The 21,102-nt window shown below is 43.7% G+C and carries 16 protein-coding genes and 1 tRNA gene; 9 read left to right on the top strand and 8 right to left on the bottom strand.

Annotated features, from left to right (window positions below; translation table 11 throughout):
* Positions 1-90: 90 nt before the first annotated feature.
* Both ACXAC1_RS12405 and ACXAC1_RS12410 read left to right on the top strand, forming a co-directional pair.
* Positions 91-3,441 carry an MHYT domain-containing protein gene (locus tag ACXAC1_RS12405; protein WP_475061772.1) on the top strand — a complete coding sequence of 1,117 codons (3,351 nt, stop codon included), beginning with the start codon at positions 91-93 and terminating at the stop codon, positions 3,439-3,441.
* 12 nt (positions 3,442-3,453) lie between these two features.
* Positions 3,454-4,455, top strand: coding sequence for an HD domain-containing phosphohydrolase (locus ACXAC1_RS12410; protein ID WP_475061774.1), 1,002 nt, complete (start codon positions 3,454-3,456; stop codon positions 4,453-4,455).
* Between the two features lie 30 nt (positions 4,456-4,485).
* Here the strand turns inward: ACXAC1_RS12410 and ACXAC1_RS12415 are convergent, their stop codons facing one another.
* The gene (locus tag ACXAC1_RS12415; protein ID WP_475061776.1) at positions 4,486-6,762 is read right to left on the bottom strand and encodes a sensor domain-containing diguanylate cyclase; all 2,277 of its coding nucleotides are present in this window, start codon (positions 6,760-6,762) and stop codon (positions 4,486-4,488) included.
* Positions 6,763-6,960: 198 nt separating this feature from the next.
* Here ACXAC1_RS12415 and ACXAC1_RS12420 point away from each other — a divergent pair, with 198 nt between their 5' ends.
* A complete protein-coding gene (locus tag ACXAC1_RS12420; RefSeq protein WP_475061778.1) occupies positions 6,961-7,278 on the top strand; it encodes a c-type cytochrome in 318 nt (105 codons plus the stop codon).
* A 26-nt stretch (positions 7,279-7,304) separates the two neighbouring features.
* Here ACXAC1_RS12420 and ACXAC1_RS12425 read toward each other — a convergent pair whose 3' ends face one another.
* The 4 genes from ACXAC1_RS12425 to ACXAC1_RS12440 form a co-directional block, all read right to left on the bottom strand.
* The gene (locus tag ACXAC1_RS12425; protein WP_475061779.1) at positions 7,305-8,285 is read right to left on the bottom strand and encodes an ABC transporter ATP-binding protein; all 981 of its coding nucleotides are present in this window, start codon (positions 8,283-8,285) and stop codon (positions 7,305-7,307) included.
* Positions 8,282-9,970 (bottom strand): ABC transporter permease, encoded by a 1,689-nt coding sequence (locus ACXAC1_RS12430; protein WP_475061781.1) that lies wholly within the window; start codon positions 9,968-9,970, stop codon positions 8,282-8,284. Before ACXAC1_RS12430 ends, ACXAC1_RS12425 begins: the two co-directional genes overlap by 4 nt.
* A complete protein-coding gene (locus ACXAC1_RS12435) occupies positions 9,971-10,930 on the bottom strand; it encodes an ABC transporter substrate-binding protein (protein ID WP_475061783.1) in 960 nt (319 codons plus the stop codon).
* A gap of 270 nt (positions 10,931-11,200) precedes the next feature.
* Positions 11,201-11,277: transfer RNA gene (locus ACXAC1_RS12440), tRNA-Arg, on the bottom strand.
* A gap of 181 nt (positions 11,278-11,458) precedes the next feature.
* Here ACXAC1_RS12440 and ACXAC1_RS12445 point away from each other — a divergent pair.
* The 6 genes from ACXAC1_RS12445 to aroQ all read left to right on the top strand — a co-directional run bounded on the left by ACXAC1_RS12445 (position 11,459) and on the right by aroQ (position 18,039).
* A complete protein-coding gene (locus tag ACXAC1_RS12445; RefSeq protein WP_475061785.1) occupies positions 11,459-12,349 on the top strand; it encodes a DUF4394 domain-containing protein in 891 nt (296 codons plus the stop codon).
* Positions 12,350-12,369: 20 nt separating this feature from the next.
* Complete coding sequence (locus tag ACXAC1_RS12450; protein ID WP_475061787.1) at positions 12,370-12,981, top strand: methylamine utilization protein; 612 nt, start codon at positions 12,370-12,372, stop codon at positions 12,979-12,981.
* On the top strand, positions 12,981-15,353 hold the full coding sequence (locus ACXAC1_RS12455) for a bifunctional diguanylate cyclase/phosphodiesterase (protein ID WP_475061789.1): 2,373 nt from the start codon (positions 12,981-12,983) through the stop codon (positions 15,351-15,353). Before ACXAC1_RS12450 ends, ACXAC1_RS12455 begins: the two co-directional genes overlap by 1 nt.
* A 125-nt stretch (positions 15,354-15,478) precedes the next feature.
* Complete coding sequence (locus ACXAC1_RS12460; RefSeq protein WP_475061791.1) at positions 15,479-16,141, top strand: glutathione S-transferase family protein; 663 nt, start codon at positions 15,479-15,481, stop codon at positions 16,139-16,141.
* A 90-nt stretch (positions 16,142-16,231) separates the two neighbouring features.
* A complete protein-coding gene (locus ACXAC1_RS12465) occupies positions 16,232-17,452 on the top strand; it encodes an MFS transporter (protein ID WP_475061793.1) in 1,221 nt (406 codons plus the stop codon).
* Positions 17,453-17,589: 137 nt separating this feature from the next.
* The gene (aroQ, locus tag ACXAC1_RS12470; protein WP_133563182.1) at positions 17,590-18,039 is read left to right on the top strand and encodes a type II 3-dehydroquinate dehydratase; all 450 of its coding nucleotides are present in this window, start codon (positions 17,590-17,592) and stop codon (positions 18,037-18,039) included.
* A gap of 53 nt (positions 18,040-18,092) precedes the next feature.
* On the opposite strand, the gene ACXAC1_RS12475 is transcribed toward aroQ, so the two are convergent.
* The 3 genes from ACXAC1_RS12475 to pepQ all read right to left on the bottom strand — a co-directional run bounded on the left by ACXAC1_RS12475 (position 18,093) and on the right by pepQ (position 21,073).
* Positions 18,093-18,440 (bottom strand): PAS domain S-box protein, encoded by a 348-nt coding sequence (locus tag ACXAC1_RS12475; protein WP_475061794.1) that lies wholly within the window; start codon positions 18,438-18,440, stop codon positions 18,093-18,095.
* Between the two features lie 203 nt (positions 18,441-18,643).
* Positions 18,644-19,582, bottom strand: a complete 939-nt coding sequence (gene pcaQ / locus ACXAC1_RS12480) for a pca operon transcription factor PcaQ (RefSeq protein WP_133563176.1) — start codon at positions 19,580-19,582, stop codon at positions 18,644-18,646.
* Positions 19,583-19,786: 204 nt separating this feature from the next.
* Positions 19,787-21,073, bottom strand: a complete 1,287-nt coding sequence (gene pepQ / locus ACXAC1_RS12485; RefSeq protein ID WP_475061796.1) for a Xaa-Pro dipeptidase — start codon at positions 21,071-21,073, stop codon at positions 19,787-19,789.
* Between the last annotated feature and the right edge of the window lie 29 nt (positions 21,074-21,102).

Below are 21,102 nucleotides of genomic sequence, written 5' to 3' on the forward strand. Positions count from 1 at the left end.
GAGACTGCTACAGTTACAAAGTGTGCGATGAGATAAGCTGGACGCACCTATTGATTTGAGATCTTCGCCTTAATGAATTGGCTAACCCAAATGTTTACCACAAGTGTCGACCCTGCACTTCTTGTTGAAGGGCAGTATGACTCTCCACTGGTGATTTTGTCCATACTACTTGCTTCCAGTGCCTCATTTTTTGCACTGAGGTTAGCAGAAACAGCTCGTCATATCGTATTGGCTCGATACCGGCATATTGCTACGGCAACTGGCGCTCTGATTTTAGCAGGTGGTATTTGGAGTATGCATTTTGTTGGCATGCTGGCGTTCAAAATGCCACATCATATGGGATACGATTGGTTTTTAACGGTTATTTCATTAATTCCGGCATTCGTTGCCAGCTTAATCGTTCTTAAGTCGCTTATATACGTTCAAGAAAAAGATGCGTTGTCGTTAACGTTGACCATTCGTAATGGCGTTATCGTGGGGGCTGGAATTGGTGCCATGCACTATTTAGGCATGGAAGCGATGGATACGCATCTAAGCTTAAAGTACAACCCGTACTTATTTATATTGTCGGTTATTCTTGCTGTTGTCTTAGCTTGTGTAGCTTTATTGGCTCGTCGCGCTATAAAACGCACTTTTCCAAATATGCCCACAGTGCTCACCAAGCTGCTCGTTGCCTCAATCATGGGGGGAGCAATTTCTAGCATGCATTATACTGGCATGGCGGCCGCTTATTTTATTAAGGATTCAGCTTCTAGCTTAGTAGAGTTGTCGCAACCTGACAGTAGTGAGCTAGGTTATGCAGTATCTATTTTTTCGTTTTTGATTTTTATTTTGGCCATGAATGTTAGTTCTCAGCTACGCTATCGTCAGCTATTGACTGAGCAAACAGCCAGCGAAGCTCGTACACAAGCGATTTTGGATACTGCGACAGATGCCGTGTTTACAATTAATAACCAAGGGTTAATACAAGAGTTTAACACGGCAGCGCAAAACATTTTTGGGTGGACGGAATGCGAGGCTACTCAAAGACCAGTAGATATTTTGTTTCCAGATAAAAATACGTCTGAATACGATGGCTTTCTTGTAGACTATTTTTCCGGTGCAAATGAAAATGTTGTGAATTCAAATACGGAGCTAATGGCGCGGGATAAAAAGGGACGACTTTTTCCGATACAATTAGGGGTAGGTAAGATTCATTTACCTGATGGAGAGCTACTCTACGTTGGTTTTGCTTCTGATATTTCTCATCGCAAAGAAATGGAAGAGCGAGTTTCCAAGAGTGAAGAACGCTTGAGTTCTTTGATTCGAAATATACCTGGAGTATCGTTTCGTTGTTTGCTGGATGACAATTGGACGGCATTATTTCTTTCAGAAGCTATCTATGACTTAAATGGTCATCGTGCTCAGGAGTATTTAGAAGGAGCACTGAGCTTTGGCTCTTGGCTCCATCCTGAAGATCAAGACAGAATTTCAGCATTTTTCGAAGAGGCTGTGGGAAGCCAAGATCGTTATGAAATAGAGTATCGAGTGTCTCACAAAGATGGTCATATTATTTGGGTTTTAGAAACCGGTACTATTGTTTATGACGAATCAAAAAACGCTAAATGGATCGATGGCGTTATGTTGGACATTACAGCTCGAAAAGATATGGAACAGGAATTAATTGAAGCTAAAATCCGAGCGGAAGAAGCTGCTGAATCCAAAGCATCTTTCCTTGCCAACATGAGTCATGAAATTCGTACGCCCATGAACGCTATCATTGGCTTTAGCAGTATCTTGTTAGATTCATCATTGCCCACTCAAACTCGTAAACACCTACAGACTATCAATCAGTCTGCCCGGTCATTATTACATTTACTGAATGATATTTTAGACAGTGCAAAGTTAGACAAAGATAAACTTGAATTAGATATCAAAGCATTTAGGCTTTCAACGTGTGTAGACACAGTCATATCAACACTTTGGCTCCAAGCAAAGAATAAAAACCTTTCCTTGAATTTAGAGGTCAGCCCAGAGTTACCTCAGGTTGTTCAGGGAGCAGAAGATAGAATTAGACAGGTATTACTGAACTTAGTAGGTAATGGTGTCAAATTTACAGAGTCAGGTTCTGTAGTTTTGAAAGTATTTCCGTCACCAACGCTTTCAGGTTTCACTCGTTTCTCTGTCTACGACACCGGAATGGGGATTCCGAAGGAGCGAGTTGATACGATTTTTGAGGCGTTTACACAAGCTGATGCTTCAATGAGCAGAAGATTTGGTGGAACTGGGCTTGGTACAACCATATCAAAGCAACTGGTAGAGTTAATGGGAGGGAAAATCTATCTTGAAAGCACGCTTGGCGAAGGTAGTTGCTTTTATTTTGACATTCCGTTGCCCGAGGCTGATGAAAGTCTATTAACTCAGAGTAATCAGCTATTAGACTTACCGCCTTTAAATATCTTAGTTGCGGATGACATTGAAGAAAATTTAACACTCTTGAATATTATGCTGACGAGACATGGACATTCTGTTCACTTGGCTAAGGACGGTTTAGAGGCTGTTGAATTGTTTAAAACAGTGCGCCCTCAAGTTATTCTGATGGATATTCAAATGCCAAATATGGACGGTTTAGAGGCAGCACAGAGGATACGAACATTCGAAGAGACAATGGGGTTAGAAAAAACTCCCATTATTGCGCTAACTGCAAGTGTGTTATTAGAAGACCGTGTTGAGGCTAGAAATGCTGGAATGAGTGGTTTCGCTAATAAACCCGTTGATTTGGCGCAATTGATCCAAGAAATTGCCAAAGCTTTAGCGCTTGATGCAAGTGAGTTAGCATCCGTAATGCAAACAAGCTCTATAGCTTGGTCACCAACATATCATGTTGTCCATTTAGCAAAAGGTATTGAACTTTGGGGTGAATACGGCCTATATGTGGCTGAGCTGATTAAGTTTTATCATAAAAAGAAAGGCCTTCTTGAAAATCTGCAAGAGCACTTAGGACAGAAGAATTGGAGCAAGCTTACAGAACGTGCGCATGCTCTAAAAGGCTTAACTGGGAATCTTGCGCTGCTGCCACTTTATCATCATTTTTCTGTTCTTGAGAAAGCGGCCGCAGAGCATAACTTAAGTGAGGCAGCTTCGACTGTTACGCAAATTGCAATGGTGTGGCAAGAACTTGCTGATGATATAAAAAGCTTAGAGCTAACCTTGGAGCCTATTAAGGAAGAGACCGTCTTAAATGGCAGTCTAACGCTTGAAGAGCAGACAAAAATGCTAACGGAGTGGCTGCACATTACTGAGTCTGGTGAGATTAATGATGAATTAACTCAAGCTATATTATTGGGTGCCCGTTCTGATATTGAGTCTTTAGTGCGCCAAGCAGCTCATGCTCTGGACGAATTTGAGTTTAAAGAGGCTATTCAATTTATTAACCAAGCGCGCGCTTTGTTACTTCAATAAAGGAGTCGTAATATGAGCCTTTTAGACAAAGCTCTGCCTAAAATATTGATAGTCGATGATGAGCCTGCAAATTTAAAAGTATTGCGGCAAGTTCTACAGGATTTATATCGTCTATCATTTGCTCGCTCTGGGGAAGCAGCATTGGAGCTGTTACAGAAAGAAGAGATTGACCTGATTCTGTTGGATATCATGATGCCTGATATGACTGGCTTTGAAGTGTGTGAAAAAGTAAAACAGAATCCTAACACAGCCCGCATACCGGTAATTTTCGTGACGGCCTTAAAGGACACCATTGATGAGGAAAAGGGGTTCCAGCTGGGAGCTGTAGACTACATCACTAAACCGATTGTCCCTGCCATTGTTCGCGCCCGTGTGAAAACGCATTTGTCCCTGGTTCAAGCCGATGCGTTAAGAGAGACTCAGATTGATTTGATTCAGCGCCTGGGACGAGCGGCTGAGTATAAGGACAATGAAACGGGCATGCATGTACAGCGCATGAGCCGTTATTCATATGTATTAGCTGTTGCAGTAGGTATCGATGAAATGGCAGCGCATGAATTGCTACTTGCTGCGCAAATGCACGACCTTGGTAAAATTGCGATCCCCGATAATATTCTGCTGAAGCCTGGTCGTTTGGATGAAGGGGAGTTTAAGCAGATGAAGGCTCATGCTCAAATTGGCGCAGATATTTTATCGAATCCAAGATCCCAATTGGTTGCATTGGCACGTTCGATAGCGATTACACATCATGAAAAATGGGACGGTAGTGGTTACCCAAATGGGCTTAAAGGCTATGATATCCCGTTAGAAGGTAGAATTGCCGCCATTGCGGATGTTTTTGACGCTTTAACCAGTGAGCGTCCCTATAAAAAAGCATGGACGGTGGAAGAGGCTGTTGAATTACTGAAGGAACAGTCTGGTAAACATTTTGATCCCGAATTAGTGGAGATCTTTATTCAAGAGCTGCCTAAGATTTTAGATATCAAAATGAAGTTTGCTGAGCAGATACAATAAGCTCACTCGCAGCTTATTGATCCCCCTTCGTTATTTTTCTGCGTACCATTCAATTCGATTACGCCCGTTTTCTTTCGCTGTGTAAAGCGCTTTATCCGCATTGGATAAAGTGTTGCTAGTATCGGAATTTAAAAGTGGGGCGATGCCAATGCTGATCGTCACGGCAGAATTATCCGGCAATGAGAAATCTGTATTGCGTATCACATCCATTAGGGTTGTGAGCTGCTGAGTTGCTAATTCATTTGTTAAACCATTTAGTACGATGGCAAACTCTTCCCCGCCAATTCGGGCAGTAAAGTGAGAGGCGTCAATGGTATTTGTTAAGAGTGTACCTAAAAGGCGGATCACTTCATCACCAATGTCGTGACCGAAGCGATCATTTATGGATTTAAAGTAATCAATATCGATCATAGCGAAATAAGTTGCGCCATCTGTTGGCAAAGATGATAAGTATTCAATGAAAGCCCGTCGGTTATTGAGCCCAGAAAGGGTATCCGTCATAGCCATTTTGAGGAATTGATCCTCAGCCTCTAATCGTGCCTTTTCAAGTTCAACCGCATAGAACAAACCAGCTAGCGCATCTCGTAGGGGGATTAAAAAATCAGCGTCTTCCTCGGTGTAATTTGAAAACTTATTGGCGAGACCTATCATACCTGTAACTTCTCCTTGTAATTGAATAGGTAGCCCCATAAAACGGTATATAGGAGGGTGTCCTTTGGGAGTGCCCACTGACGCAGGGTGAGAGCCCAGCTGGTTACTAATCACGGTTTGTTCAGTCTTAATTGTTTCGCCAAACAAATTATCAAACGAGTCGAAGTACAGTTTACGGCCTTTATAGAGTTCAACTAGCGCTTCACTGGCGCTGTTCCAACTAAGCTCAGAAATAGCATGTATAAACAGTCTGCGTTTGTTGTTTTCAAACACGATCTGGCCAATAAAAGCGAACTGACTGTCAGCAATTTCGATAAGCTCCGGAAGAATTTTCTGACACGCATCAGATAAGTCGTGTGTTTCTAGATAAGCTGCACGAGCTTTGTTTATAAAACTCAAAAGCTGGCCTTGTTTCATTTGATGAATTTCAGCGAGTTTTCGTTCGGTAATATCCCTATGTGTTCCAGCAAGACGAAGTGCTCTACCTGTTTCATCCCTCTCAACCACTCGTCCATAGGTTTCAATCCATACCCAACTGCCATTCTCATGACGCATTCGGTATACCTCGGAGTAAACCTTACTTTCACCTTTGAGATGAGCTTCGATTTTCTTATTCACATATTGAAGATCCGCTGGATGAATACGCTGCCTCCAGAAACGGCTACTTCCGTCGTAGAATTCGTAATCGACACCAATGATGTCACACCAACGCTTGTTAACTTGAGTGTGATCAGTTTCGGTGTAATAGTCCCATGTTCCAAGCTCCGAAGCTTCGAGTAATAAACGCATTTGTCGGTTGGCGTCATTCAAACGCTGTTCGAAATGACGCTGTTCAGTATTATCCGTTGCAATGGCTTGAATAGTTAATAATCGACCACTTTCATCAAAAAAAGCTTTTGAAAGTATACGGACCCATACTTTTCGAGTTGTCTTTTTCAGCTCTAAATGGATCTCAGTCGTTTCCACTCCACTTAGATGATTCTGAATCATAAAGTGGAATTCTTCTTGGCTAGCTTGTGTTAAAAAAGACTCAAAACTTTGTCGGTATGTTGTAAGGTATTCATGACTCAACCCCAGAACATCTTCAACATTGCTGGTGGCACTCTGGAGTACTAAACCGTTTTCATAGCGCCAGCAGAGCATTACCGCCGGTGAATGATCCAACAAACTGTGTTCGTTTTGCAGCTGATAGTGCTCACGTTTTAGAGCAATGTGATCACTGATAAAAGAGCTAAGCTGATGCAGTGTGGCGCACTGTTGTTCTGTTAACTGGCGAGGTTTTGTGTCGATCAAACATACGCTGCCTATGACAACATCCTCAATGACTAGTGGCGTGCCAGCATAGAAGCGAAGTCCTGGGCGTTTTTCTATAAAATGGCTCTCGGTATAGCGTTTATCTTCTAGCAAATCAGAGATAACGACCTGTTTCTCTTCGTTTAGCACTAATACACACAAAGCATCTTCAAGTGGCGATGTGTCTATCTCTAAACCATATCGAGACTGAAAGACAAAGTGTCCTTTTTGTGCTATAGCTGTCATTGCAATAGGGACATCAAATAATTGAGCGATACTTGAAACTAAGTTATCGAGTGTTTCATCTGTTTTATGGTTTAGCCCATATTTATCGATCAATGCTTGGCGTTTTAGATGCGGCATTTTAACCCCTAGCCCTATAAAGTTGATTGATTAAAGCTTAGCTTGTACTGAGCATTTTTCAGATCCAGCTGTAACGAATTTCTACAAAACTAATCATGATCCTTACAGGTGGATAACGGAATCATTGAATATTAGACTGCACTAATGGCGTATGCTTTTGAGGAGCAGTATGAACTAAAAATAGCATAAGGTGGCCACATGAAAAGTATCTTCATGTTGCTAGGGATAGCTTTATTGACCGGGTGTTCAGATCAAAATACAGAGATATCAGATTTACAGAATGGCAAAGCACTTTATGGTCAGTACTGCGCTAGCTGTCACAAAGACTCAGGACGAGGCCAGTTTCTACTTGGGATTCCTCGAAATAAAGATACTCAGCTGAGCATTAATGAAATTGCCCACCTTATCCGCTCAGGCCACCCAAGCCTAGAAAAAATGCCTACTTTTCCACAATTGAGACCCTCGCAAGCTTACGCCATTGCCTCGTACCTAAAGCACAAACTTGGGGACCCATAAAACAGCCATTGTTAACTGATCACCAGTTAGTGTATCCAGTAGACGTCTTCTTTTCGGAAACTCATTTTAACGGTCGTTCCAGGAAGCAGGGCACGGTCTAAATAGGCTGTTATACCTACACCCTTAAAATCAATTGAAAGTTCGTATCGGTCACCATAGAACAGAGACTGCTTAACAGTTGCTTCAAACTCTCCGCTATCGCTTATTGCGATGCTGTTTCGTGGAATCATGGCAAATCCCTGTTTTTCACTGTCAATTAATTGAGCAGGAAGGATATTACCAGCATCAACAAACGACGCTGCCCAATAATCAATGGGTTGTTTAAACAGTTTTTCCGGTGTGCCAAGTTGATGAATGACCCCATCTTTCATCAGAGCAATTTGATCGGATAGTTGCTGAGCTTCTCTGCGGTCATGGGTGACGTTAATACATGTTAAATTTAGTTCTTTGGTTAGAGAGCGTATTTCTGCACCCAGTTCTTCACGTAGATTTGCGTCGAGGTTAGAAAGCGGCTCATCCAGCAAAATAAGTTCTGGTTTAGACGCGATGGCTCTTGCGATCGAGACTCGTTGTTTCTGGCCACCAGAGAGTTGGTTTGGTCGTTTCTTTGAGTGCGCGGTTAGTTGAACAGTCTCAAGAACCTCGGCCACTCTCAATCGTATGTCGGCAGACTGCCATTTAGCCATTTTTAGCGGGAAGGCGATATTTTCTTCTATCGTCATATGTGGCCACAAAGCATAGTCTTGAAAAACGAAACCAAGTTTTCGTTTTTGAGGCGGTTCAAATTTACAGTTGTTGTGATCAAAGAATAAGGTGTGTGCGGAGCTGACTTTACCAGCATCAGATGATTCAAGGCCGGCAATAATTCTCAATAGTGTTGTTTTACCGCATCCAGAGGGGCCAAGTAAGGTAACAAAGCTGCCTTTATCTATTTGCAAATTAATGTCTTTCAGAACGGGTGTTTTATCGAATCTTTTACAAACGCCCTCGATTTTTAGAAAACTCATTGTTTATAAACCTTACTTTGAAGTGTCTGGCCTAAGGTGATGATCGTTCCGGAGAGCACAATGACAAAAATACTCATGGCCATTCCCTCATTAATAGAGCCTTGATCAAATTGTGAGAAAACAAAAGTAGCGACAGTGGATACCCCCGGAGGAGCCAGCATTAAACTACTTACCAGTTCCCTCGTGCTGATAGCAAACACAATAAAGCCCGCAGCAAGCGCAATCGGCATCAAAAGAGGCAATAGTATTTTGGAGATGACTTTTATCTCAGAGGCGCCATTCATATAGGCTGCCTCATCAAGTGACTCGGGCAACTGCTTAAGTGCCGCTGACAGCATTCTGATAGGGTACGGCAGCATTAAACAGATGTAGGCAATCAGTAAAACCCAAATAGTGTTGTAGGGTGAGATAGGCCAGAAGCTTAAATTCCAAGTCAGAATTAACCCAACCGCGATGGCCATGCCTGGAATGCTGTTTGGCAAAATGGATAGGAAATCTAATATGAAGGCCCCACGCGGACGAAGTCTGATCAGAACAAATGTGACTATAAGCCCCAAGACAACAGTGATCAATGAAGCGCCAAGCGCCAGTGACAGGCTTGTATAAACGGCATTTAAGCCATCTGAGCCTTCTCTGAAAATAGCCTCGAAATTGGACCAGCCAAAGTTTCCTGAAGTGAGCCCGCCTGATACTCGCAACATAAACGCGCTTAGCAAGATGGAGATGATGGGCAATCCTACGGCCACGATTGCAACGATTAACAGGGGAAGATGATAGATCAGGCTGAAGTGGCTTGTTTGAGCATTATTGTTAGCGATCGATTGGCTATCAAGTTCCGTATTGAAACGACGACTCAGCACGTTTTGTATCTGAAGAGCACAAAACGCAATGAGGATTAGCAGCAGACTTAAAACGGCCGCTCCAGATAGGTCTATTGGCCAGTTAGTGAATTTGTCATGAATCGAGGTCACCATGACTTCTAGGCCAAAGCGGCGGCCTAAAATTTCAGGTGTACCAAACTCTTCGATCGTTAAAATAAACACTATTAATGCCGTCGAAAGAACGGCAGGCATGATCATAGGGAGTTCAATTCTCAAAAAGAGATTGAGCTTTGAGGCACCAAACACCTTCCCGACTTCGGAATAACGGCTACCAACCATTGCAAAGGCTTTGGATGCACTGAAGTAGATGAGAGGAAATAAATGTAAACTCATTACGACGACCAGGCCCATAAATGAGTACAGCTCGTCAGATAAGTTAAATCCTAAAACTTGTTCAACAAAGCCATTCCTTTGCAGCAACTGCATCCATGCAAGTGAGCCTATATAGGGTGGAATGAGAAACGGCACAAGAAATAAAAGATCCCAAATTTTCCCATATTCATTGCCAGCTTTTGCCCTCAAGTAACCCAGTTTAATACCCAGTAGAGCGCTTATTAGAGTGACTAGTGTTGCTAATTTTAGTGAATTGAATGTAGCTTCGGATAAGTCAGTGTCGTTAAAAATTGAAATAATTCGACTAAACGGTGCGGCAAATGATGACTCGTTAAGATTTGGGAAAATTGCGTAAAGAGCAATCGCCACTATGGGTAGCCCGATAATGACGCCCATGCTAACACTGGAAAATATAAAAAGAGGCAGCCTTAACGACTGCCCCTTGCTTTGTTTTACTGAGTTAGATTTCAACTACAGCCCCATTACTTCTGTAAATTTAGCTTTATCAACCGTTGCTTTTTTGGCTGCTTGAACTTGATCGAAATTGATGATGTTTAGCTCGTTGTAGCCAGGACGCTGCGCTTTGATGTCGGTGCGCGCTGGAAGAATAAGTTGATTGGACACCATGGTCTGACCTTCTTCACTTAGCACAAAATCGATAAACTGCTTAGCAGCATTCTGGTTATCTGAAGACTTAAGAATCATCATTGGACGTGGCGCGAGAACAGTCCCCTCAGAAGGGTAGATTACATCAATTGCTTCGCCTTTTGCCTTAGAGCCTAACGCAATGTAATCAACTGCCCCAAACACCACGCCTTTAGCCCCTTGTAAAACTGGGTTTAGTGCTGCTTTGTTCGCACCAGGGACGATCATGTCGTTGGCTTTCAATCCTTTGAAAAGGTCCCAAGCCGCATCACCGTCTTTATTCAGTAGGCCTTGTAGAAGGGTGAGTGCTGATCCTGAGGCTGATGGGTCAGGCATTGTTACCTGTCCTTTAAATTCTGGTTTAGTAAGATCGCTCCAGTTCGACGGTACTGGAAGATTAGAGTTGGTGTTGTAAGCGATAGCCAGTGCAGCAGCTCCTTGCGCTACATAATTCTCTGTTTTAAGGCTATCAGGAACATTTACAGCATTCGAAGAGGTGTAAGAAACTAGCTCATCTTTTTCTGCAAGAGTGATTGCATGGCCCCATGCAGCTGAAACGATGACGTCAACCTGTGGGTTGGATTTTTCAGCTTCGTATCGTGCCATAACCTTACCCGCAGTCGACTGAAATAGATCTACGTCGATGCCAGTTTTAGCCGTAAATGCTTTAGCTAATGCGCCTGATAGAGGTTTAGGACCAGCGCTATAAACGACTAAGTTATCAGAAGCAAATACAGGAGATAACATCGACACAGCAAGTGCTGCAGCCGTAATAATTTTTTGCATGATACCCTCAACAAATATGTATTTAATTTAAAATTATTACAGCAGAGGTATGTGTCACTTTAATGACGTACGCGTACACGAAGTGGGTGATACATATCGTTCGAGCTACATATGAACGTGACAGACTCAGCAAATCGGATCATGAAAACCTAAGTAAAATGAAGAGGCTATCACGAGTGAATATTTGGTTAACTGAACGCTAACTTGGATTTGGGATTCTTGGACAGATCAGAGTATATCTAAGGTGGAAGATTAGAAATTACTAGAAAATGGTACACCCGAAAGGATTTGAACCTTCGACCTCGCCCTCCGGAGGGGCGCGCTCTATCCAGCTGAGCTACGGGTGCATCACTTAGGCGGCGCATTATAAGGGGTTCGGCCGTAACTCACAAGAAGGATCGTTTCTCATCTTATAAAACTAAAGCAATTGCGTAGTTTTCATGTATAACTCTGTAGAATGTGGTAATTCTGAGAGCAAGCTTTACGCTAAGCTGAGTTCATATAAAAAGTTAAAAATTGTGGGGGATTATGTCTATCTTAAATTGGAAGAAAGCGCTGTGCTCTGTTGTTGTATCTGCTGCATTCGTATCTACAGCATCTAATGCGGCACCAAAATTGTCTAAACTGCCCACATCTGTGTGGGGGGTAAGTGATCAACATGTGCTATTCAATGTGAACCCTTACCAGCCAGACGTGGTCAAAAAGTCAGTATCGTTAACTGGATTAAAAGATAACGATCAATTAATCGGTATAGACTACCGTGTAGCGAGAGGTGACCTATATGGTCTTGCCAATTCAGGACGAATTTATGTAATTGATACATCTACGGGTAAAGCATCTTTAGTGCCTGGTTCAAGTGTGGTGCAGGAAATGGCTGTGGGACCTTATGGCTTTGATTTTAATCCCGCTGCGGACAAATTACGTGTCGTAGGAAACAAAAATCGTAATTTGCGGTTAGATCCAGACAGCGGTGCAATAGTAGATTTTGATACCCAAACAGCAGGCGTCCAAACCGACCCAGATTTAGCTTATGATCACCAAGATTCTGCAGCAGGAGAGCTTCCTGACATTGTTGCCGCCGCTTATACTTATAATCCAAATGATAGTAAGCTCACAACAAATTACGCTATTGATAGGCGCACTGGAAAACTTCTAATTCAAGGTACAAAAGAAGGTGAAGTGCCAGCTGTATCACCGAATTTAGGCGTGTTATACACTGTTGGAGAGTTAGGGTTAGGTCCATTGAAAGATGCATCATTGGATATTAGTGACATAAGTAATACGGCATTTGCGGTTTTACTTCCAGCTTCTGGCCAAACTACGATTTTGGTTGAAGTAGATTTAGCGACCGGGAATGCATCGGAAATAGGAACATTTGGTAACGGCTCGCATGTGGTAGGATTTGCAATTGAGCCATAAAATTTGGAGTGAAGTCCTTAATGGCATTAAATCTAAAGAAAATTGCTTGTTTTAGTTTGTGCTTAGCGCCGGTACTGGCATGGTCGGATATCGCTGTCCAAGTTACAGACTCTTCTGGTCAACCTTTAAGTGATGCGGTCGTTTTTTTAAAATCGCCTAGCATTCTTGCTGCAAGTAAGCCAATGTCGAATGTGGAAATGGCGCAAAAAGATCGTCAATTCATACCAGGCGTACAAATAGTGACTGTTGGTACTGCAATAGAGTTCCCCAATCTCGATGATGTCAGACATCATGTGTATTCTTTCTCTCCTGCTAAGATATTTGAGTTAAAGCTCTATGCTCAAAAACCTGAATCCCCTGTTGTTTTCGAAGAGACAGGTATTATTGAGCTTGGTTGTAACATCCACGATAGTATGCTCGGTTGGGTCTTGGTGAATGATTCTTCTGTCTTTGCGACAACTGATGGTCAGGGGCAGGCGACATTCTCTGGTTATAAAGCGGGAAATTATTCTGTTGATGTGTGGCACAAAAACTTTCCTTATGGTGCGCCGTTCGAGAGTTTTGAATTCGAAAACGCGGATTATAATAGCTTTCATACATTGAAACTAGAAACGCAGGGAGTTTCCTTTTAATGATGGCTTTGCCGCGTTGGGTACACGCTCGTTTGTCTGTCCGATTTATCCTCATGACATTGTTGCTTCTGTTGTTAATCCAGGCAATTGGCTTTTTGATTGTTCAAGGAGCAGTGGATCGATATGTTAGGGAGGATATTCAGCATTCCATTTCAGTGTCAGAGCGAGTTTGGAATAAGCTGATTATTCAAAATCATCAGCAATTAGTGGAAGGGGCTGAGTTATTGGCGTCGGATTTTGGTTTTCGCTCAGCTGTCGCGTCACAGGACGAAAAGACTATTTCGTCGGCGTTAGCGAATAGTGCCAAGCGTATTGAGGCTTCGGTAGCTATTTTGGTTGATCAGCAATGGCAAATCAAAGCAGCTTCAAAAGATATCCTGATGCGAACAGGCTCTGTCCCTAAACTCATAGAAGACTTAGCCTTAACACGAAAAGAAAAAGGGGAAAGTGCTTATCTTACGGCCTTGTATAATGCGGTACCAACACAGTTTGTGGTGGTACCTGTTAGAGCTCCAAGATTAGTAGGCTATGTCATTATGGGGTTTGCCATTGAAAGAGACCTAATTGCTGAGGCCAGCGACTTATCTGGTATCGATGTGGTCTTAATGTCTAATAACGGCAGCGCTCCCATTGGTATCCTCGCAAGCTCAAAACGCTTAGAGCAGCATTTCTTACAGGGTATACCGGGGAATTTTTTCCTTGATAGTTTAGCATTTGATATGCGTGTGGCAGAGGATACTTATGTCAGTGTTATTCACGGGCAGGAAGTCATTGGTGGCTTTTTAAGCTTGGCGTTTATGAAGTCTCTTGAAGAAGCGGGCACTCAGTTTGATGAGCTATTTCATCAATATTTAGTCATCACTTTAATTGGTTTGGTTGTCTTTGCTGTTACCGTTACTTGGCTATCTCGTCGTGTTACTCGGCCATTAGAGCGTTTAACAGATGCCACTGGGGCACTAGAGCAAGGGAATTATGATGTCGAAGTGAGCGGTGTTCGTCGAACCGATGAGGTTGGCGAGTTGGCGCGAAGCTTTGATGTCATGCGAAGTAGCATCAAGCAGCAACAAGAAACCATCACCAAACTGGCATACAACGATGCCTTAACAGGGTTACCGAATCGTCTCAGCTTTCGCAGCAAAGTGGCAAAAATGATTCAGTCTGGTGAATATGATGCCTTGAGTGTGATCACCATTAACTTAGATCGCTTCAAGCAGATCAATGATGTTCTAGGTTATGAAATGGGGGATGAAATTCTTAAGGCCACGGCAACTCGACTGTTGGGGGAAAGTTGCTCAGGTCATGAGAAACTAGCACGTGTCAGTGGTGACGAATTTTCGGTGTTAGTGTTGCCAAATGAAGACTCCGCAAGCCATGTGGCTAGCTCTTTATTGGCTCGACTGAATCAACCATTAGAAATTGATAATAACCTAATTGACCTCAGTGCAAGCATCGGTATTGCTACATGGCCGTTGGATGCTTCTGGCTGCGATGATTTGATCAATGCATCTCAGGTGGCGATGTATACAGCGAAACGACGCAGTGAAGACATTGTTGTCTATAAGAGCGACTTTGTGACGTCGACACCAGAGAGCTTGAGCTTATTATCAGAATTGCGCCGAGCGGTAACAAACAATGAGCTTCGAGTTTACCTTCAGCCGAAGGTGTCCACGGCCAATCATAAGGTAGTGGCTGCGGAAGCCTTAGTGCGTTGGCAGCATCCTGAAAAAGGTTTAGTACCTCCTTATAAATTTGTGCCCTTTGCAGAGCAAACAGGGTTTATACGTGAAATTACCAAATGGATGATTAGTGCGCTCGCGGAGCAATGGCAGACTTTACAGCAAGAAAATGGGCTATTTAGAGTCTCTGTGAATTTGTCGACGCGTGACTTGTTATCGCCGTCTTTCCCTGATTATGTTCGACAAACGCTGGATACTTTTGACGTGCCAACGTCGGGTGTGTGCTTAGAAATCACAGAAAGCGCCATCATGGATGATCCGGCTTTTGCGGAACAAACCTTAGCCAAGCTTTCGAATATGGGGTTTCGTCTGTCGATCGATGACTTTGGAACTGGCTACTCTTCGTTAGGCTATCTGAAACGGCTTCCAGTCAATGAATTAAAAGTAGACCAGTCTTTCGTATTCGGCATGATGGATGATGCTAATGACAGAACCATTGTGCAATCTACCATTGATCTGGCCCATAACTTGGGGCTGGATGTGGTCGCAGAAGGTGTAGAAACCGCGGAAATGTATAAAGTATTAGGAGAGCTTGGCTGTGAAGAAGCACAGGGGTACTTTATAGGTAAGCCGATGCCAATTGAAGCGTTTTTAACTTGGCGAGAACAGTGGCAAAAAGAGCACGTTGAAGCTTAATTTTGGGATCATAATGTACTATTTTAAAAGCGCTGCCTAACATGAAGGGAGCGCTTTTTTAATGTCTAATACAATCCGTTCATCTTCACTCATCGTATTCACTGAGAAGTACAAGGAGAAGATCAATGTTGCTACTACACCATTTGGAAAACTCGAGGTCACAGCGAATTGCATGGGCTCTTGAAGTACTAAAACTCGAATACGAAGTTAAGGTTTATCAAAGAACCTCTGGAAATACCGCACCAGAATCTCTCAAGCGTGTACACCCACTTGGCCATGCGCCCGTTTTACAGGATGAAGAGCTGACGATTGCCGAGTCTGGCGCCATTCTGGAGTTTTTGGCGGATGAGTACGATACGAACAATCAGTTAAGGCCAGTAGATAAAATAGCCCTAAGGAAATACCGCTATTGGCTTCACTTTGCCGAAGGCTCTTTTATGCCGCTGTTAGTCATGATGCTCGTGTTTCGCAAGATTCCAACTCAGCCGATGCCTTTCTTTGTGAAGCCAATAGCAAAATCCCTTTGTAATAAAGTGATTGATAGCTTCATCATGCCGCGTTTAGAAGATGTGCTCGCATTGGTAGAAAAACACCTTCAGGCAAATGAATGGTTTGCTGGCGAGGCTAGGAGTGCTGCTGACATGCAAATGAGTTTCCCCTTATTAGCAATGCGATCCGTTTCGGCAATGGATCAATACCCAAGTATTGAGCGCTGGCTTCAGATGATTCGTAAAGATTCGGATTATCAACGTGCGGTGGAGCGAGTAGGAGAATTTAAAGCGTTTTAGAACAATATTGCGCTTCTGCTACGCGGCTATTGTGATGGCACAAGAATTGGCGTAACGTCAGATTTTGCTTATTTCACACAAGGATTGACCGTGTCACAGCCTGTTAAGCTTCTCAGCATTGCCGTCGCATTTGCCTGCGTCCTATTGGCGCTCAACTTTGGTTTACGTTCATCAATGGGCTTTTTTATGGCCCCGATATCTGATGAATTTGGCTATGGTCGAGAAGTGTTTGCCATGTCTTTGGCTCTACAGAATTTATGGTGGGGGCTAACACAGCCGATTGCAGGGGCAATCTCGGACCGATTTGGTACCTTAAAAACAGTTTTGGCCGGCACGGTACTGTATGCTCTAGGATTGTATGTCACAGCGAATGCCAGTGGGGCAGCTGAACTGCATATAGGTTCTGGTTTCCTGATGGGAATGGGGATTGCTGCGACAGGTTTTGGCGTTGTGTTACCTGCGATGGCACGTATGGTCGCGCCAGAAAAGCGAGCGTTTGCTTTAGGGTTAGGCAGTGCGGCGGGCTCGGCAGGGCAGTTGTTGGTTGTGCCAGTTGCTCAGTCATTCTTATCGGCATACGGCTGGAGTTCGGCATTATTATTACTGGCGGCCTGTGCCCTGTTAATGATTGTGTGTGCTTTACCTTTAGCGCGTGATGGGGCGACTAGCAATAACACTGAAAGCAATTCCGGGCAAACCGCTAAACAAGCGTTACAAGAAGCGGGTGCTTACTCACATTATTGGCTGTTGGTGGCAGGCTTTTTTGTCTGCGGTTTCCAATTGGCGTTTATTACCGTACACATGCCAGCGTTTTTATCCGATAAAGGCTTCGAGCCAGATGTAGCGGTGATGAGCTTGGCACTCATTGGTTTGTTTAATATCTTCGGTTGCTTGCTCTCTGGTTCTTGGTCGGGTAAGTACTCTAAAAAAACAATATTAGCCTATATATATGGCATACGAGCCATTGTGATCGCCGTTTTTATGCTTTATCCGATGACAGCTGGCAGTGTTTATGTATTTGCTATCGCGACCGGTCTACTGTGGTTGGCGACAGTGCCGCCAACGTCTGGCCTTGTGGGGCAAATGTTTGGCCTTAAGCATATGGGCATGCTGTATGGCATCGTCTTTTTAAGTCACCAAGTGGGATCCTTCTGTGGCGTATGGTTAGGTGGCTACTTGTACGATACAACCGGCTCCTATGATGTTGTCTGGTGGGCCGCTTCTGCTATCGCTATGGTGACAGCCATCATTCATCTATTCATCGATGAGCGACCTGTTGCGCGCTTGCGCTCTGAGACATCACTGGCTTGATACTTAATTATTGAGCCAATTTTCAAATAAAAAAATCATATGAAAAATGAACGGCATCGTCCAGGTAAGTGATATATTTACCGCCTATTTTACAATCGATGCACTGCGTCAGGGTGCAATGTTATTTGGGAGTAAGTATGTCTACCATCATGGTACTAAACGGGCCAAACCTTAACTTGTTAGGGCAGCGAGAGCCACAAACCTACGGACATGAGACGTTGGCTGATGTTGAGGCAATGTGTCAGGAAGAAGCGGCTAAGCACGGTTTTAAAGTGGACTTTCGCCAGTCAAATCATGAAGGTGCGCTGGTAGATGCTATCCATGAAGCTGGTCAATTGATCAAAGCAGGTAAAATGTTAGGTGTTGTGTTTAACCCTGGTGCATACACGCACACGTCAATTGCCTTACATGATGCGATTAAAGGTGCCGAAGTTCCTGTGGTAGAAGTGCATATTTCTAATGTTCACGCACGAGAAGCATTCCGCCATCACTCTTACATTTCCCCTTGTGCGGTTGGAATTGTCATCGGCATGGGTGTTCAGGGTTATGTTTTGGGCATGCAAGGCCTGATTAAAAAGCTTTCTTAAAATACGCGGTCTCTGCAGCGTTAGTGACTTCTAACGCTGCAGAGCTTTAGGCTTTAATGTTTCTCAGCGCGTGCGACCAATTCGCCAATGCTTTTATAGGCTTCATTAGCGCCTTGTAAATCGTAAACCGGGTTATACGTCGCTTCGATCCATACATTATTGCCGTCTCGATCTCTGCGAAGAAATAGCCCTGATTTTGTTTGTCCAGAAGCAAGCTCCTGCCAAAAATGAGGGTGCTCTTGATAAAACTCATCATGGCAAAACATACGATGGTGCTTACCTTGTATGTCTCGAACAGAGTTATAGCCAAGTGTATCGATAAAGTTTTTATTAGCCGTGATGATGGTCCCATCCGGTTGAAACTCAATGGTCGCATTAGAGCGATCGATAGCGTTGAGCAAGGCATCCTGAGCTTAGGTACGTACTTTTTCAGCGGTTATGTCTAATATTAGACTACCCCTTGGCGAGTGAGGTGAAAGTAATGAATTGTTTCAAATGTGACTATTTTATGTATCAAGCTGTAGCGCTATGCGCTCGTTCGCTAATTTAATGTGACTAAGGTCAGTCAATAAAAACAGCGTGGGAACATACTCGCTGCTCTGACTTAGTGGGCTGGGTTGTAGTAGCTATCTAGCTTAGCGGCGGTTTCTGTTACCGCTTTGCTAAATAGTTGCAGTGCCATGGAGGCATTGGTGTCCGCTCTCACGCTTAGACCAACGGCACTGAGCGTTTCTTTTGTATTGACAGGGAGTTCTGCTAATTCACCGTCTGCGATCTCTCGGGCAACAACACCACGGGAAATAATCCATATAGCATCCGTATGACGGATAAATTCCTTACCAAACGAGTCAGACACTGTATCAATACGATCGCGAATATTGCTCACACCTTCAGCTAGTAGAAAACGATCAACCGTTGGGCCGGTGATGGATTCTTCAGGCGGATAAAGCACAGTAAAGCCTGTGATTTCATTGAGCTGGAAGTCTTCTTTATCCAGCAGGGGATGACCTGGACGAACAGCAAATACGACTTGCTCAGAATAAAGATGTTGAAATGAGATGCCCGCCATGGCTTCTGGAACCCCCATACGCCCGACAACTAGATCTAGTTCGCCCACACGTAGTTGGCTCATGAGAAGGGAGTTAGGTCCAGAGACAAGGTGTAACCGAACGTCCACATTATTGGCGCGAAAACGCTTCACCGCTTCTGGCAGTACACTGGTAGCGACGGTAGGCAATACGCCAATGCTCAGCTTTTGTTGACCCGTTACTAGAGCTTGATTGACCCGCTCGGCACCTTCTCGCAATGCTGCCACACTGGTGCTGGCATGTTCTAAAAATAAATTGCCGTAATGAGTTAGTTCAATGCCTTTTTTGCTACGCTCAAGTAATCGTACTCCGAGAATCTCTTCAAGCTCTTTGAGTTTTTTAGAGACAGCGGGCTGAGTTAAAGAGAGAACGTCGGCCGCTCGGACAACGCTGCCTTGACGGATGACTTCTAAAAAACATTCTAGATGGCGATATTTTATACGGTTTTCCATCATAGTTGATTTCTCCATAACCCAGTTATTTTGATGGTGTGTATTACAGCGCTGTTTGACAGTATTGAAAAGTAAAATATACGACTTTTGATATGTTTTTTTTAGGAAAGCTATAAAAAATATAGAAATAAGCCCTTTTTAATCATGAAAATGCGATTTTAAGGGCTTATATATCTATCGATGAAGTGTCATATATCGAAAATGGTATTAATTGATTTGCGAAAATGCTTCACGGGTTAGGTTTCTGGGGGTCTTTGTTTGGATGATAATATTGTCTTCTATACGAATACCACCATAGGGAAGTAGAGACTCAATTTTCTCCATATCACATCCGTGCTGAGGTTGTTCGGCACGCATTTTGTCCAACAGCATGGGAATAAAATACAGCCCCGGCTCGATGGTAATGACCATATTTTCTTGCAATGGGCGTGTTAGTCGAAGGAAAGGGCTTTCCTTAGGGGAGTCGACAATATCGCCTTTTGCTGAGTGTTGCTTACCGCCCACATCGTGCACCTGTAATCCCAAAAAGTGCCCTAATCCGTGAGGGAAAAAGTACTGCGGGATATGTTTAGTCAACTGCTCTTCCACGCTTAGGCGGCAAATACCATGATGATTAAGAAGACGAGCGACCCCTGCTAGTGTTTGGTAATGCAGCTCGACAAATGACGTCCCAGACACCGCCTGACTAACAATGTGTTGCTCCAGCGTATCCATGCCTTCGACCAAGGCTGCGAAGTCATCATTTAATAATGTTGTGGTTCGAGTGATATCACTGGCATAACCATGATGACTGGCACCTGCATCGACTAATAATGTTAATGGGCGAAATGGTCGCTGGCGCGACTTTTGTTCGTAATGCAGCACTGCCGCGTGTTCATTAATTCCAACAATATTAGGGTAGGGCGTTTCTGATGCGTCTTGTTGTGTAGCAGCCAAGTAGGCTAAATGCACTTCAAATTCACTGGCTCCCTGGCTAAATGCTTGTTGTGCCGCATAATGTCCAAGTGTGGCAATACGCGTGGCTTCTTCGAGGCAGGCAATTTCGTAGGGCGTTTTAATCGCTCTATCGAATGCTAACCAAGTGTAGAGCGATTCATCTTGAGTGTATTCGGGTAACGTGGTGGGGCCGAGGTATGCCACTTTATTAGGCAGGCTGCTGGTCCAAGCATTGCTGTCAGCTGGGGTAATTTGCCAATGATGTTGCCATTCACCTTCAGGAATAGCATTGAGCATATGCCAGAAGTCTTGTTTGGCTGGCCAGATCAGTTCCGGTTTGTCTCGTCTGATGACGACGTAGCTACCTGCTGGTAAATCAAAAGGGAGCCACTGCTGAGCAAAAGAGAACGCTTTAAAAGGGTGGCTATTATCGTCTTTAAAGTAATAGCTAAGCGTTCCTGCTGCGATGATGATTGCATCAAGTTTAAATTCGTCGAGGGCCACTCGATAGCGGCGTAGTAGAGTTTCTAAATGACGTGCGTATAAAGCGTTTTCCATGGTCTCTCCACTCAGTCAAAAGGTTTGGC

The sequence above is a fragment of the Marinomonas sp. AWM4_232 genome (genome assembly GCF_056158325.1).

What these genes read in the sequence shown, in the direction of transcription:
- ACXAC1_RS12445 (WP_475061785.1), top strand. Translation starts at nt 11,459, where the DNA reads ATGTCTATCTTAAATTGGAAGAAAGCGCTGTGCTCTGTTGTTGTATCT.
- ACXAC1_RS12425 (WP_475061779.1), bottom strand. Translation starts at nt 8,285, where the DNA reads ATGAGTTTTCTAAAAATCGAGGGCGTTTGTAAAAGATTCGATAAAACA.
- pepQ (WP_475061796.1), bottom strand. Translation starts at nt 21,073, where the DNA reads ATGGAAAACGCTTTATACGCACGTCATTTAGAAACTCTACTACGCCGC.
- ACXAC1_RS12410 (WP_475061774.1), top strand. Translation starts at nt 3,454, where the DNA reads ATGAGCCTTTTAGACAAAGCTCTGCCTAAAATATTGATAGTCGATGAT.
- ACXAC1_RS12415 (WP_475061776.1), bottom strand. Translation starts at nt 6,762, where the DNA reads ATGCCGCATCTAAAACGCCAAGCATTGATCGATAAATATGGGCTAAAC.
- ACXAC1_RS12455 (WP_475061789.1), top strand. Translation starts at nt 12,981, where the DNA reads ATGATGGCTTTGCCGCGTTGGGTACACGCTCGTTTGTCTGTCCGATTT.
- ACXAC1_RS12405 (WP_475061772.1), top strand. Translation starts at nt 91, where the DNA reads ATGTTTACCACAAGTGTCGACCCTGCACTTCTTGTTGAAGGGCAGTAT.
- ACXAC1_RS12435 (WP_475061783.1), bottom strand. Translation starts at nt 10,930, where the DNA reads ATGCAAAAAATTATTACGGCTGCAGCACTTGCTGTGTCGATGTTATCT.
- pcaQ (WP_133563176.1), bottom strand. Translation starts at nt 19,582, where the DNA reads ATGATGGAAAACCGTATAAAATATCGCCATCTAGAATGTTTTTTAGAA.
- ACXAC1_RS12420 (WP_475061778.1), top strand. Translation starts at nt 6,961, where the DNA reads ATGAAAAGTATCTTCATGTTGCTAGGGATAGCTTTATTGACCGGGTGT.
- aroQ (WP_133563182.1), top strand. Translation starts at nt 17,590, where the DNA reads ATGTCTACCATCATGGTACTAAACGGGCCAAACCTTAACTTGTTAGGG.
- ACXAC1_RS12460 (WP_475061791.1), top strand. Translation starts at nt 15,479, where the DNA reads ATGTTGCTACTACACCATTTGGAAAACTCGAGGTCACAGCGAATTGCA.
- ACXAC1_RS12450 (WP_475061787.1), top strand. Translation starts at nt 12,370, where the DNA reads ATGGCATTAAATCTAAAGAAAATTGCTTGTTTTAGTTTGTGCTTAGCG.